Below are 12,931 nucleotides of genomic sequence, written 5' to 3'. Positions count from 1 at the left end.
GTGTCCTAGATGAGGTCGGCTTGTTTGAGGATGCGGGTGATGCCGCGTTCGAGGGTGGCGAGCTGCTGGGGTCTGGTGGCGGCGAGGGCGGCGTCTACCCAGTGGCGGCCCCGGATGTGATGGTCTGGCCAGCCGTAGTGGATGACACCGGCGTAGGGGGCTCTGGCGCCGCCGTAGCGGACGACGGCCTTGGTCTTGCCGTGTCCGGCGCGGCCGGTGCGCGCGAGGCGCCCTGACCGGCGGGGTGCTCTGGGTTGGGCTGCGGCGAGGACGATGGTGCCGACCTCGTGCATGAGGTCGCGCATGTCCTGGGCGGCGGCCCCGGCCTTCTCGAGTCGCTTGATGGTGCGGCTGAGGCCGGTGACTGTGAGTCGGACGCCGTTGGTGTCGAGGTCGAGGTCTGCGATCATGCGGCGGAGGTCTTCTTGGTGATGGAGTCGACGTCGAGGTCGATGTCGAAGGTTGCGCGCTTACCGGAGTTGGCTTCGTCCGACAGGCTCGGGGGCAGGGTGATCGTGCACTGTCCGGTGAAGGTGGGCTGGTCTGCCGAGGGGGTGGTGTTGCCCCACGGTGCGAGGGTCACGGCGACCGTCTTGCCCGCGTTGTCCCAACAGAATGACCAGAAGCTCGCGGCGGCGGTCGATGCCAGGGCTGTGACGTTGAGGGTCCAGGATGCGGTGCTCCCTCCGGCGACCTCGGCGAACGTGAGGTCGGACTTGTCCTGCTTGTCGGGCTTGAGCTCCCACTTCAATACGTCCTGCATGTACTCGGTGGCACCGATCTTGAAGGACAGGGTCTTGCCGGTGAGTGCGGTCGAGGGGGCGGTGGTTGCCATGTCAGCTCCTAGGGATGGGTCTGGTGAGGGTGAGGGATGTGGATGGGAGGGCGAGGGAGTCGGATACGACGAGGGTCATTGGTGAGGTGATGTCGCCGATGGTCCAGGTGTGGGCGATGGTGGAGGCGCGGATGAGGTCGACGGCGTGAATGAGTCGGTCGAGGACCGCGAGTGCTGGTCCTGGGGTGACGATGAGTCGGACTCTCCACGTGACGAGGTCCTCGAGCCAGGTGAGGTCGGTGTCTGTGGAGCGGACCCAGGGGTCTCCGGGTGCGATGGTGGCCAGTGGGGGTCGTGGCTGCTCGACTTCGGCAGGAGTGATCTGCCAGCCGGTGAGGGTGGCGGTGAGGGCGTCGACGAGGGCGGCGCGGTCGGCGGCGAGTGGTGTGGTCATCATGCGATTCCGGGGGTTGCCCATGGGGCGAGGATGGGTAGGGCTGGGGTGAGTGGGTCTCGGGCGAGCCTGATGGGTACGGTCGTGTCTCCCCAGGCGTTGACGACTCCTCCGGGGGCGTCACGTCGCCGCCACAGTTCGGCGGCGACGATCACTCCTGCCTGGTCGAGGATGACTTGTGGGCACGTGTCGTAGCCATCGCCGAGTTTCCCTCTCACGAGGAGGTCTGCGGCCTGGCAGACCTCCTCGGCCGATGCTTGGTCTATGCCGGTCGGGTCGAGGCCGAGATGGACGGCGAGGGCGGCGACTGCGGTCATGGTCAGGCCGTTGCGACGACGGGAAGGATGAGCTGGGGCTGCTCCACGCAGATAGCCGAGAGCTGGTGCAGCGACCACTGTCCGGTGAGGTTGACGACGTTGGTGTCCTGGAGCTGCACGATGGGCTGAGATCGCACGGAGAGGGCGTTCTTGGAGTAGAACGCCATGGTGCCGGGTGCTGCCAGCCAGAACAGGGACACGCGGATGGGTCCGAGCATTCCGGAGAGGCCGTCGATGACTCCGACGGTGTTCTGGTTGGTGCCGTAGGTGGCCATGATGTAGGAGCCGGAGCCGTCCTTCAATTTGCGCATGGCCTTGAAGACGTCGGGTGCGACGAGGAGTCCGTCGACGGGGTATCCGGTGTCGAGGTAGGCGAGCTGGGCGTCGACGATGCCGTCGGACCATGCGTCGGCCGACGAGATCGAGGAGATGGTGAGCTTGGTGGTCTTGGCTCGGTCGGTCACGGTCTGGGTGAGGGTGTCGGCGAGTCGCTGTGCACGCTGCCGTCCGATGTCGGTGGCCATGCGGGTCAACTGCGTATCGAGCTCGGGCACGGGGTAGCGGCTGATGGTGGCAAGGTCCAGCTCGGTCCAGGCTCCGTAGACCTCGATGGGTGCCGCCGTGGTCTCAAATGACACCTTGGAGGGTCCGGGCAGGTCGTCACCAGGCTTGGCCTGCTTGCCTGTCGTGATGGTCGTGTCCTTGATGCGCAGGAAGTTGACGACCATGCCCGTGTCGGGGAGGGAAGCGGTCTTGAAGAGCTGGGCGATGGGGTTCGCGTCGTTGATGTTGGTGATGAGGGTCTCAATGCCCTGGGGGATGACGGCGGGGATGTCGTCGAGGGTGGCGCCGGAGTAGGCGCGGTCCTGCCAGGTGTTGACCGCGTCGATGGTGGCGGCGAGGGTGTCGAGGCGTCGGGAGATGTCGTCAAGGTCGTCTCGGGTGGCGAGGTTGTCGAGGTCGGCTCGGGTGATGGTGTCGGTCATGGTGGGTCCCTCCGGGGTGGTGTTTCGGTGCTCGGTGATCTTGGCCGTTGGGTAGGCCGGGAATGGGACGACGGATGCCTCACGGAGGATGACGTCGGTACGGGTGATGAGGGTGCCGGTGGTGGTGCTGGTCTCGTCGGCGGAGATGGGCTGGAATCCGACGGAGAGGCGGTCGAGGACGCCGTCTCGGATGAGGGTGAGGGTGTCGTCTCCGTCGCGGGTGGCCGAGATGCGGGCTGTGATGTAGAGGCCGTCGTCCTGGTCGTCGAGGTGGCGGATCGTGCCGATGGGGGTTGTGTGGTCGCGGAAGAGCATGGGTGGCTGGTTGTCGTCGATGCGGACGGAGCCGCGCGCGAATTGCTCGTCGAGACCTGGTAGGAGGGTGGTTGGGGTGTCCCACGGGACGACGCGGCCGACGAACGTACGTTCGTCGCCGTCGACCTGGGCGCGGGTGATGGCGAGGGATCGTGTCTCGAGGTCAGGCATGGGTACTCCTGGGAGGCAGGCCCTCGATGGCGCGTACTTCGTCGACGTCGAGGAATCCGGCATTTAGTCCGATTTGGTGTGCTTGATATCTGGTGAGGGTGTCGGCGCGCAATAGTCCGTCGACGTTGAACCGTGCAGAGTTACCGCGCGGAAGTAGCCATGTAATTGCCTGCTCGATTTCGGACAGGTACTGCATGAGGGTCCACCGGAGGAAGGAGAGGTCTTCCTGCTGGAGGTTGGCGTAGGTGGAGGACGATCCGTCGAGAGCCGCGAGCATGAGCCGACCTGGGATACCGAATAGGCGTGCTATTGATGTTACGTTGAATTGTTGGGCCTCGAGCCATTGGAGCTCTTGCGGCTTGAGGCTCAGTGGTGCGTATGTGGTGCCCTTGCCGAGAACCATGGGCTCTGAGGTTTTGACGGATGAGAGCCATCGGTCCTTGATGGCGGAGGCCTGGTCGGCGCTGAGCTCCTGCTCGGTGGTGAGGATGCCGTTCGGGATGGTGCCGGTGGTCATCCAGCCGGAGGCGTAGTCGCGCATGGTGACGGCTCCGAGGATGCCGGCGCTGGCTGCCTGGATGGGTCCGAGTCCGTATAGGTTGCGGCGTCCTGGGCGGCGCAGGAGTTGGAGCTGGATGATGTCGCGGCCGGTGAGGGTGTCGCCCTCGACGTGGTAGATGGGGATGCCGGTTCGGGTGGCGGTGATGGTGACATCGAGGGGGTCGAGGACGGCGAGCTGGGCGGGTTGGCCGTTGCTGGCGCGGGTGATCTTCCAGTAGGCGTTTCCTCTCAGGGCGAGGGAGCCGACGGTCTCCTTGAGCCAGGTTGTGGGGGTGGACCATGGGTCGGGCCTCGTGATCCATGTGGGTGGGTCGGTGAGGGTATCTCCGTGCCAGACGTCGAGGGTGAGTTGTGCTGCTGCGGTCTCCAGGATGGTCACTGCGCGGTAGATCGCGTCGAGGGAGAGTGCGGTTTCGTCGACGAGCGAGCTGGTGCGCCCTGGGGTGATGGTGGGCAGGGGCGTGCCGCCGAGGTTCTGGGCAGAGTATCGGCGCAGGATGCCGAGTGACTCTCCTAGGCGTGTGAGTGCTCCCATGCCTCATATGGTGCGGGGTGCCCGTAGTCAGATTCGGTGGTGTCGGCGTGTCCTGGTGATGTTGGCGCGTAGGCCGTCGCCTGATTCTCCTGGGTGGGTGCGGTGTTGGTGGCGTTGGAGTGAGGCGAGGGCTGCGAGGCGGCTGGGTTCGGGTTGTCCGCGCCATCCGCAGTCGCGGCAGATTGGTAGGTGTGTCGTGTCGGAGGAGTCGATGTAGTAGTGCATCAGAAGACCTGGAGTGGTGATGGGTGGGCGGTCATGGTGGCGTGTAGGGCGATGGCTACTGCTCTGGCGGCGTCGATGGGGCGTGGTGAGTGGCTGGGGTCGAGTGCTGGGGTGCCGGCGATACGGCGTGTTGCTGCGATGGCGAGGGCGTCGCGCAGGTCTGGTGAGGGCGTGTGGTGCCATGAGCGGGACTTGGTCATGGAGATGAGGTCTTGGGTTGCTCCGGCGATGTCGCGTGCGGTGGTGGTGGTGGGGGTGAGTCCTGCTGTGGCGAGTGTTGATATGAGGGTGATGGTGGGTCCGGTGGGGTCTGCGAGGGGTTGTGGTGCGCCGCGTTGGGTGAGGTTGGTGAGGGTTGGTGCTACCCAGTCGGTGCCTGGGCCGCGTTGGACGATGGCGACGGATGGGGTTCCGTTGTCGAGAGTCCAGGCGGCGGCGATGGTGGCGGCTGAGTCGTCGTAGGCGACGTCAATGGCGAGGTGGATGGTGTCGAGGGGAGGGATGGGGTCGGTGTATTCGCAGGCGTCGTAATCGTCGAGTGAGACGACGGGCTCCAGGACGGCGTCTACCCAGGTGTTGCAGTAGCCGCGTAGCCATTCGGGGCGTGTGTGTTTGGCGCGTTGGGCCTGCATGGCCTCTATGTCGGTGAGTCCGGAGGTCAGGCCGGGGTGGAACTTGGTCCACTCGTCGGGGTCGTCTGGGTCTCCGGTGGGGTCCATGGACCACTCGAGGAAGGCGATGGATGGGTGTGGTTCGGTCAGTGAGTGGCGTCCTCGCTCTACCCAGTCGCGGAACCATAGTGACCCTGAATGTCCGGCGGTGGAGACTATCCAGAGCTGGGCGTTCGGCCTGTTGAGCTGGGTTGGCCCGACGGAGGCCATGAGGAGTGATGCTTTGGTCTGGTCCCATTCGAATGCTTCGTCGAGGATGACGAGGTCTGCGTCTTTGCCGTCGAGGCCGTCGACGCTGGGGGTGAAGGGGCGGATGCGTGAGCCGTTGGCGAGGTCGAGTGATGCGGCACCAAAGGTGGTGACGCGGTTGGTGACGTGGGTGGTGAGGGCTGGTGAGTCCTCGATTTGTTTGGTGAGCTGGAGCCATGCCGAGTGGGCGGCGCCGTATTTCTGGGCCGTGTAATAGATCTGGTGGCCTGGGTAGGTGATGGCGCGTTGGACCTCGACTGTTTCGACGAGGGCTGTTTTGCCGGAGCGGCGGGGCATGGTGAGGACGACGATGGGGTATCGCCAGCGTTTGCCGTCGTCTGTGCGTTCGGAGACGATGCGGGCAATGGTTTCCTGGTGCGGTTTCAGGGCTCTTCAGGATCCAGGGTGTAGTTGTGGGGTTCCTGTGATGGCGGCCCGGAGTGCGTGAGGGGAGGACCCTGCGCGAGGATCGGAGTGTCTAGGTCCCGTCCTCGTGAATCGCAAGGCCCTCCATGAACCACGCTACCTTCAGCACCCCCGACCTGACCACATTCGCCCATCTCGACGAGCTGGGACTGGAGGTGACCGGTCAGCACATCACCGGCGAGCAGGCGGTACTGGCCTGCCGGGTGGCCGAACCCGATCCGTGGTGCCGGCGCTGCGGATGTCAGGGGACTCCGCGTGACACCGTGGTCCGGCGCCTAGCCCATACTCCGCTGGGGCACAGGCCCACGATCCTTCAGGTGCGGATTCGCCGCTACCGATGCGGCGGCTGCGGACACGTGTGGCGCCAGAACACCGACCAGGCCGCCCAGGCCAGGGCGAAACTGGCTCTTCAGGATCCAGGGTGTAGTCGGGGTCTGAATCCTCCGGTCTCCAGGAGTGATCTGGTGATGTAGTGGGTGAGGTTGCGGAATCCCAGGGCGATGCCGCGGAGGTGTTCGAGTCTGCCGTTGATGGCTTCACTGGGCCCGTTCGAGGTCCCGGGGTGGTCGAAGTAGGCCAGGATGTCGTCGGCCCGCTTCTTCAGGGTGTGGCCCAGAGTGGTGACTTCGGGCAGGGCCTTCGGGACTTTGGTGGCGATCGCGTCGATGAGGTGGGCCATGATGCGTCTGCCCTCGGCACGGTTCTCGGCGCGGTAGGCGGCCACGATCTCCTGGTAGACCGCCCAGGTGACCTGGACCGGGGCGTGGGCGTCGGCGGCGAACACCTGTTCCAGGCGGGCGGCCTGCCGGTCGGTGAGCAGGTCCCGGCCCGTGTGCAGGGTCAGCCTGACCCCGAACAGGGGGTCGCCCGCCCGGCCCCGATGGCCCGTGGTGTCCTGCTGGACGCGTTGGCGGGTGACATCGAGCTGGTCGCCGGCGAGCGGCACGGCGTGGAACGGATCCACGGCCTCGACCGCGGCCGGGAGTTCTTCGGCGGCTGCGGTCTTGAAGCCGGTGAACCCGTCCATCGCGACGATCTGGATGCGGTCGCGCCAGGCCTGGTCGCGGCCGGCCAGCCAGGTCTTGAACACCTTCTTGGAACGTCCCGCCACCATGTCGAGCAGCCGGGAGGCCCCGGTGCCGTCGCGAAGCGGTGTCAGGTCGATGATCACGGTGACGTACTTGTCACCACGGCTGGTGTGGCGCCACACGTGCTCGTCGACCCCGATGACCTCCACGCCCTCGAAGCGGTGCGGGTCGTCGATGAGCCGGCGGGTGCCCTCGGCCAGCACCGCATCGTTGGCGGTGGTCCAGTCCACCCCCAGACCAGCGGCGATACGGGAGACCGGCAGGTGATCGAGCACCAGGCCCTCCAGTGCCCAGGCCAGCCCTCCCCGCGACAGTTTCGCCCTGGCCTGGGCGGCCTGGTCGGTGTTCTGGCGCCACACGTGTCCGCAGCCGGTGCACCGGTACCGGCGCACCCGGATCTGAAGGATCGTGGGCCGGTGGCCCATCGGGGTATGGGCCAGCCGGCGGATCACCGTGTCACGAGGGACCCCCTGGCATCCGCACCAGTGGCACCAGTCGTCGGGGGCGACGACCCGGCAGGCCAGGACCGTCTCCTCGTCACTGATCAGCTGGCCGGTGACCTCCAGACCGAGTTCGTCGAGACGGGCGAATGTGGTCAGGTCGGGGGTGCTGAAGGTAGCGTGGTTCATGGAGGGCCTTGCGATTCACGAGGACGGGACTTAAGACACTCCGATCCTCGCGCAGGGTCCTCCCCTCACGCACTCCGGGCCGCCATCACAGGAACCCCACAACTACACCCTGGATCCTGAAGAGCCGGTTTCAGGGTTCCTGGAATGAGTGTGTAGGTGTGGTCTCGGCGTTGGAGGAGGTGGCCTACGGCTCTGATTTGGGTGAGTTCGTTTCTGGCGCCTGGGGTGGGTTGGGTGGCGTAGCGGGGTTCGGCTGGGGTCATGAGGCGACGGGTAGGGATCGGAGGATGGCGGCGAGGTCGGTGGTGCCGTCGGTGGTGGTGTCGACGATGATGGGGAGTGCGTCGAGGGCTTCGCGGGCTTGTGCGTAGAGGGGTGCGGCTGCGTAGTCCTTTACGCCGTTATCGAGGCGGCGGGAGATGTCGAGGAGGAGTGCTGCGGTGATGCGTGTTGATGTGGTGAGGAGTCCCGCGTCGTCGAGTGCGGTGATGTGTGCTTGGGCGGCGTCGGTGAGGGGGGTCTCACGGTGTGGGGGCGTGATTTGGAATAATTCGTCCATTGTGGCGGGTCTCCTTTCGTGTTTTGCGCTGTATTGCGGTTTTTCTTTGGGGTTGTGTGTGTAAGTAAGCGGGTGGGAGCAGGGGTCTTAGGGGTGGATTATTGAAAAAATCGGTGGTCTCGGTGGAGTGCGGCTGTGGGGTGTGGCGGGGTGATGGGTCGGTTTCCTCGTGAGCTGTTGCATCGGGCGTGGCATAGACGGAGGTTGTCGAGGTCGTCGGTGCCGCCGTGTGATCGTGGGATGAGGTGGTCTATGGATGGGTAGGCGGGGTTGAGTCGTCCGTCGTCGAGGTGGCGGGGTTCGTCGAGGTTGATGGGTTGTCCGCAGAGGTGGCAGACGAGTCCGTATGTGGCGGCGATGAGTGGGCGTAGTCGGGCGATGGTGTGTGCCTGGGCCCATCCGGTCATGCGGGTCATCGGGTGTCCTGGACGGTGGTGGGCTCGGGGTGGTGGCGGTGTGGGTCTCGTAGTCCTGCTCGGGCGCATGTGGGGATGGGCTGGGCGCAGATCGCGCAGACGATGCGGGTGCCGTTGGTGCGTTGGGTGCCGGTGTTGATGGGTGCGATGTCGATGGGTGGTGGTGTGGGTGTGCCTCGTCTGCGTCGTGGTCGTGGTGGCTGGTAGTAGCTGGAGCAGATTGGGCAGGTGGTGGGGTCGCCGCCGTGGATGCACAGGAGCTTCGTGGTCATGTTGTCTCCGGTCTCGTGTCGCGGGGCCTGCCCGGCCCGCGAACTCTCCCTGTAAGGGAGTAGGGGTGAACTGAGTTCCCCACGCAATGACAAGGGGTTTCGTCGGTGCGGGTGTTGGGTGGGCTGTCGGAGGGTGGTTTGGATGCGTCGTCGGAGTGCTGCGGCGCGGGTGGCTCGGCGGGGGTCGAGGTATCCGGCGGCGCGTCGGGCGAGGCGGGCGAGCGTGCGTTTGGAGATGCGGATGATGCCTGGTCGTGGGGTGCCGTGGTCGAGCCATCCTCGGGACCAGGTGATGATGCCCAGGTCCTCGAGGATGGAGAGGCAGCGTGATGCCCATCGGACGGACATGCCGCCGGAGACGTCGGCGACCTGGGCGCGGGTACAGGTGCCCTCGCCGGAGCGGTGGTCGGTGAGGGCGACGAGGGCGGTGAGGACTCGGCGGACTCCTGCCATGGATCGTCCGTCGAGTCCTGGCCCCCATCCGTGGCGGGCGAGGGATGTCATGAGGGCTGGGGTGTCCCAGGCGGCTGAAGGGACACTCATCGTGGTCTCCGTCGGTCGTCGATGGACACGGCGACGGTGCCCGTGAGGCCGGCGACGATGAGCCATGTGACGACGTTGTCGAGTGTGCTGACGGCGAGCATGATGACCGCGATGGTCAGCGCGACGAGCTGGAGAGTCCAGGCGACGAGGGCTGCGAGGCGGTACCAATCGATTCTCATCGGTCCCCCTCGGGGCGTAGGAGCGCTGCCCACCGGCGTGCCTGGGTCAAGCGGTTGTCGACCAAGGTCGCCCGACGGCCGATGATCTCGATCTCCCTGGTCCTGTCGACACGGTGGAGGATGTCCATGAGCGTGTCGACCTCGAGCTGGGCGTTATCGAGGCGGTCGACGACGTAGTCCAGTGCCAGGCGCTCACTGCGAGTCAGACTCATGGGTCACCTCCCCCTCGGCCTCCCATGCGCCGAGAGCAGTGACCTCGGCGGCGAGTGTGAACAGTCCGTCAAGGCGGTCGTCGTGCGTCGCGTCGGGGTCACGGATGGCGCGGATGAGGTCGACGGCGGCGTCCGTGACCCAGACCAGGTGCTGGAGCCACTGGGCATTGACATGGGCGGTACTCATGACAGCCGCCCGATGATCGATGCGATCCGCTCAGAGCACCACTGGAGAGACCGACACATGACGGCCAGCTCCGTAGGGGTCAGCTCACCCAGGTGGGGCACGACGGTGTCCATCTCGCCATCGATGCCCAGGACGACGTCGACGGCCTGGGCTACGAGATCCTGAATGGGAGAGACGATCTGCCTGGGTGACACCTCAGGCACTGCGTCGAAGAGCATGTCGGGGGTGGTCATGAGGCCACCTCGCGTCGCTTCGACCTGTCGTCGCGCTCACGCTTGAGGCGGGCAATGTCGCCGGCGTTGAAGAGGAACGCGCCCCGGAGGCCGGGACCCTTAGCTGCTGGCGTCAGCACGTCGGCAGCGACGAGCCGTGAGACCGTCCTTGGCGTGCATCCGAGGACGCGGGCCACCTCGGAACTAGACATAAGCGTAGTTGTCGGCATGTGCAGATCATAGGCTGAGGACTACGCATGTGTCTAGTGTTGGCACGATGAGATCTAAGGTCGGCCTGTGCAGATGACCTCATGTGTCCTACGCTGGACACATGACTACCCAACCGCGTGAGGTGCAGGTCCCGGTCTGGACACAAGCTGACCGGCTGAGGAAGGCCAGGGAGTTTGCCGGCCTCGATCAAACTGAGCTTGCTGACGCTATGGGCGTGTCCCGTGCGTCGATTAGCGCGTCTGAGCGGGGGCTCTCCCAGCCACGGCGACTGACGGTACGCGCATGGGCAATGGCGTGTGGTGTCCCAGCATCATGGCTCGAGACGGGTCAGGCCCCTCATCCTGAGGACGAGGGGCCTGGTGGCTTGCGCGCCCGGAGGGATTCGAACCCCCAACCTTCTGATCCGTAGTCAGATGCTCTATCCGTTGAGCCACGGGCGCTTGCGTCGTGCGCGTTGAGAAACACTACAACGTGTCGTACGGAAGGACAAATCCGGGTGACCCGGCCTGCCCACGCCACCTCGTCGACCTGGATCGACTCGGCGACGCGCAGCTTGTCACGTCGGTCGTCCGGACCCCGAGAGGCCCGGACGCCCACCGTCACGCGGAGGCGGCGGGATTTGAACCCGCGATGGGATTAACGTCCCAAACCCGCTTAGCAGGCGGGCGCCATAGACCTGACTAGGCGACGCCTCCAGAGCTGCCGGGACAGCTTATCGGGTCAGGGTGGCCGGAACCAAGCCGAGGTTTCCGGGTGGTGGTTACCATGGGCCGAGGTTCACGCGGGTCGGTTCCCGCGTCGACGGCGTCAGGACGCACCCGAGGCGGACGCCGGACGGCCCGGCACGGAGAGGGACGACGATGGCAGACGACAGCCACCTGGATGGCCACGACCATCCCCGGCACGCCGCCGAACCGTGGTGGTTGTCCGAGCCCGAGGCCGCCGAGGACACCCGCGTCATCCCCCGACTCGACGCCGAGCCGACCGCCAGACCGCGCCGGGGCGCCTCCGAGGACCCTGACCCGCACACCGGGCACCACACCCCCGACAAGACCACCCCACCGTCCACCCGCACCGCCCGCGACGGCGTCGCCGACCCCTCCTCGGCAGCCATGACCTCCGCACCGACCTCCGGGACCACCGACCACCAGCGCGACCGAGCCTTCCGTCGCTCCCTCCTGTGGACCTTCCTCGGCGCCCTCGTCCCCGGCCTCGGCCTGTCCCGCAGCGCCTCGAGGGGCCGGCGCATCGCAGGCTGGGTGCTCGTCGGCCTCACCGCCGCCGCGCTCGTCGTCCTTATCGTCATGGCGCTGTCGGACACCTCCCTGGTGGCCTCCGTCGTCGTCCGCCCGACGATGCTCACCGCTCTCATCTGGGCGCTCCCGACGCTGGCCGTCATCCTCGTCGGGCTGCTCGTCGTCACCAACCTCGATCTGCGCCCGAGGGTGCTCACGACGGGCCAGCGCTGGCTGAGCGCCCTGCTCGTCGGGGCCCTGTCCCTGGGCATCGCCACCCCCATGGCTGTCGGGGCACGCTATGCCCACGACGAGTCGGCACTGCTCGACAAGATCTTCAGGAACTCACTGTCGGGAACCCGACCGGACATCGACACGAGCAGGAGCGTCCAGGAGATCTGGGCCTCCAAGAAGCGCGTCAACGTCCTGCTCGTCGGCGCCGATGATTCCAACAGCCGGAATTATCGATCGAAGGGTGAGATGAACACCGACACCATCATGGTCGCGTCCATCGACACCCAGACCGCCGACACGACGATCATCCAGATCCCTCGGAACACCGCCGCGATGCCCTTCCCGGCGGACTCCAAGCTGCACCAGATCTATCCCAACGGGTTCACCAACGGCCACGGCGACGACTCGGCGTCCTGGGCGAACGCCATCTGGTCGACCGTCGAGAGCGAGCACAAGGACGCCATGGGGGCCACCGACTACCCCGGCGCCGACGCCCTCAAGCTCGCCGTCGGGGAGGCCCTCGGCCTCAAGCTCGACTACTTCGTCATGATCGACATCGACGGACTCCAGCGGCTCGTCGACGCCCTCGGCGGGGTCACCGTCAACGTCAACGAGCGCATCCCCATCGCCGGCAACACCGAGGGCAAGGCCCCCACCGGCTACATCGAGATCGGCGCCAGCCAGCACCTCGACGGGTACCGGGCCATGTGGTACGCCCGAAGCCGCTCGGCCACCACCGACTACGACCGGATGGGCCGCCAGTCCTGCCTCATGAAGGCCGTCCTCGACCAGGCCAGCCCGCAGGTCGTCCTCACCCGCTTCGAGTCCATCGCCGACGCCAGCGGCCAGATGGTCGTCTCGGACATCCCCCAGGGCATGCTGCCGGCCTTCGTCGATCTGGCCATCCGGATGCGCAACGCCAACCTCAACCGGCTGCTCTTCACCATCGGCAAGAACGGCTTCAAGCCCTACGCCCCCGACTACGCGCTCATGCGCAAGCAGGTGGCGCAGGCCATCGCCGAGGCGTCCGACGCCGACAACAAGAACAAGCCGGTCACCGGGGCCTCCGCGGTGAAGGTGTCGACGACCCCGTCGGCCAGTTCGACGCCGTCGGCCACCGCCAGGGCCAGTGCGACCGCGAAGGCGTCGACGAGCGCCTCGCCGACCCCGACGAAGCAGAGCCAGTCGATCACCGACGAGTGCGCCTACAACCCCCAGAAGTAGGAGACCGGTGCGACCGGGAGCGGTA

The 12,931-nt window shown here is 66.3% G+C and carries 18 protein-coding genes, 2 tRNA genes and 1 pseudogene; 3 read left to right on the top strand and 18 right to left on the bottom strand.

Annotated elements, in window-relative coordinates:
- Window positions 1-5: 5 nt before the first annotated feature.
- The 7 genes from E0E30_RS00590 to E0E30_RS00560 form a co-directional block, all read right to left on the bottom strand.
- Window positions 6-410, bottom strand: coding sequence for an HK97 gp10 family phage protein (locus E0E30_RS00590; RefSeq protein ID WP_130864636.1), 405 nt, complete (start codon window positions 408-410; stop codon window positions 6-8).
- On the bottom strand, window positions 407-835 hold the full coding sequence (locus E0E30_RS00585; protein WP_130864635.1) for a hypothetical protein: 429 nt from the start codon (window positions 833-835) through the stop codon (window positions 407-409). The genes E0E30_RS00590 and E0E30_RS00585 overlap by 4 nt, the downstream gene beginning before the upstream one ends.
- Before the next feature lies 1 nt (window position 836).
- Entirely contained in the window at window positions 837-1,229 is a 393-nt protein-coding gene (locus tag E0E30_RS00580; RefSeq protein WP_130864634.1) for a hypothetical protein, read from the bottom strand.
- Window positions 1,229-1,546, bottom strand: coding sequence for a hypothetical protein (locus E0E30_RS00575; RefSeq protein WP_130864633.1), 318 nt, complete (start codon window positions 1,544-1,546; stop codon window positions 1,229-1,231). Before E0E30_RS00575 ends, E0E30_RS00580 begins: the two co-directional genes overlap by 1 nt.
- A gap of 2 nt (window positions 1,547-1,548) precedes the next feature.
- Window positions 1,549-3,018 (bottom strand): HK97 family phage prohead protease, encoded by a 1,470-nt coding sequence (locus E0E30_RS00570; RefSeq protein ID WP_167853845.1) that lies wholly within the window; start codon window positions 3,016-3,018, stop codon window positions 1,549-1,551.
- Window positions 3,011-4,114: a phage portal protein gene (locus E0E30_RS00565; protein ID WP_130864631.1), complete on the bottom strand. Its 1,104-nt coding sequence runs from the start codon at window positions 4,112-4,114 to the stop codon at window positions 3,011-3,013. The genes E0E30_RS00570 and E0E30_RS00565 overlap by 8 nt, the downstream gene beginning before the upstream one ends.
- 224 nt (window positions 4,115-4,338) lie before the next feature.
- Window positions 4,339-5,571, bottom strand: coding sequence for a terminase large subunit domain-containing protein (locus E0E30_RS00560; RefSeq protein ID WP_280953291.1), 1,233 nt, complete (start codon window positions 5,569-5,571; stop codon window positions 4,339-4,341).
- Between the two features lie 200 nt (window positions 5,572-5,771).
- On the opposite strand from E0E30_RS00560, the pseudogene E0E30_RS00555 reads away from it, so the two are divergent.
- Window positions 5,772-6,092 (top strand): annotated as a pseudogene (locus E0E30_RS00555) (ISL3 family transposase); the annotation flags it as partial.
- Between the two features lie 2 nt (window positions 6,093-6,094).
- On the opposite strand, the gene E0E30_RS00550 reads toward E0E30_RS00555, so the two are convergent.
- From E0E30_RS00550 to E0E30_RS00510, 9 genes are all read right to left on the bottom strand, one after another.
- The gene (locus tag E0E30_RS00550) at window positions 6,095-7,402 is read right to left on the bottom strand and encodes an ISL3 family transposase (RefSeq protein WP_130864629.1); all 1,308 of its coding nucleotides are present in this window, start codon (window positions 7,400-7,402) and stop codon (window positions 6,095-6,097) included.
- A 259-nt stretch (window positions 7,403-7,661) separates the two neighbouring features.
- A complete protein-coding gene (locus E0E30_RS00545) occupies window positions 7,662-7,961 on the bottom strand; it encodes a hypothetical protein (protein ID WP_130864628.1) in 300 nt (99 codons plus the stop codon).
- A gap of 98 nt (window positions 7,962-8,059) precedes the next feature.
- Window positions 8,060-8,368: an HNH endonuclease gene (locus tag E0E30_RS13840; RefSeq protein ID WP_130866647.1), complete on the bottom strand. Its 309-nt coding sequence runs from the start codon at window positions 8,366-8,368 to the stop codon at window positions 8,060-8,062.
- Window positions 8,369-8,373: 5 nt separating this feature from the next.
- Window positions 8,374-9,102 carry a hypothetical protein gene (locus E0E30_RS00535; protein ID WP_130864627.1) on the bottom strand — a complete coding sequence of 243 codons (729 nt, stop codon included), beginning with the start codon at window positions 9,100-9,102 and terminating at the stop codon, window positions 8,374-8,376.
- 86 nt (window positions 9,103-9,188) lie between these two features.
- On the bottom strand, window positions 9,189-9,371 hold the full coding sequence (locus E0E30_RS00530; protein WP_130864626.1) for a hypothetical protein: 183 nt from the start codon (window positions 9,369-9,371) through the stop codon (window positions 9,189-9,191).
- Window positions 9,368-9,583, bottom strand: a complete 216-nt coding sequence (locus tag E0E30_RS00525; RefSeq protein ID WP_130864625.1) for a hypothetical protein — start codon at window positions 9,581-9,583, stop codon at window positions 9,368-9,370. The genes E0E30_RS00530 and E0E30_RS00525 overlap by 4 nt, the downstream gene beginning before the upstream one ends.
- Window positions 9,564-9,770: a hypothetical protein gene (locus tag E0E30_RS00520; RefSeq protein WP_130864624.1), complete on the bottom strand. Its 207-nt coding sequence runs from the start codon at window positions 9,768-9,770 to the stop codon at window positions 9,564-9,566. Before E0E30_RS00520 ends, E0E30_RS00525 begins: the two co-directional genes overlap by 20 nt.
- Window positions 9,767-10,003 carry a hypothetical protein gene (locus tag E0E30_RS00515; RefSeq protein WP_130864623.1) on the bottom strand — a complete coding sequence of 79 codons (237 nt, stop codon included), beginning with the start codon at window positions 10,001-10,003 and terminating at the stop codon, window positions 9,767-9,769. The genes E0E30_RS00520 and E0E30_RS00515 overlap by 4 nt, the downstream gene beginning before the upstream one ends.
- Window positions 10,000-10,212: a helix-turn-helix domain-containing protein gene (locus E0E30_RS00510; protein ID WP_130864622.1), complete on the bottom strand. Its 213-nt coding sequence runs from the start codon at window positions 10,210-10,212 to the stop codon at window positions 10,000-10,002. The genes E0E30_RS00515 and E0E30_RS00510 overlap by 4 nt, the downstream gene beginning before the upstream one ends.
- A 101-nt stretch (window positions 10,213-10,313) precedes the next feature.
- Here E0E30_RS00510 and E0E30_RS13835 point away from each other — a divergent pair, with 101 nt between their 5' ends.
- Window positions 10,314-10,622: a helix-turn-helix domain-containing protein gene (locus E0E30_RS13835; protein WP_130866646.1), complete on the top strand. Its 309-nt coding sequence runs from the start codon at window positions 10,314-10,316 to the stop codon at window positions 10,620-10,622.
- Here the strand turns inward: E0E30_RS13835 and E0E30_RS00500 are convergent.
- Window positions 10,581-10,653, bottom strand: a tRNA-Arg gene (locus tag E0E30_RS00500). The genes E0E30_RS13835 and E0E30_RS00500 overlap by 42 nt on opposite strands.
- A 164-nt stretch (window positions 10,654-10,817) precedes the next feature.
- Window positions 10,818-10,908, bottom strand: a tRNA-Ser gene (locus E0E30_RS00495).
- 165 nt (window positions 10,909-11,073) lie between these two features.
- Between E0E30_RS00495 and E0E30_RS00490 the strand changes: the two genes are divergently transcribed.
- Window positions 11,074-12,906 carry an LCP family glycopolymer transferase gene (locus E0E30_RS00490; protein ID WP_130864621.1) on the top strand — a complete coding sequence of 611 codons (1,833 nt, stop codon included), beginning with the start codon at window positions 11,074-11,076 and terminating at the stop codon, window positions 12,904-12,906.
- Window positions 12,907-12,931 lie beyond the last annotated feature (25 nt).

It is taken from the genome of Acidipropionibacterium timonense, from assembly GCF_900605005.1.
GTDB lineage: Bacteria > Actinomycetota > Actinomycetes > Propionibacteriales > Propionibacteriaceae > Cutibacterium > Cutibacterium timonense.
Note: the sequence above shows the minus strand (reverse complement) of the source record. Positions and strands in the feature narration are given on the sequence as shown.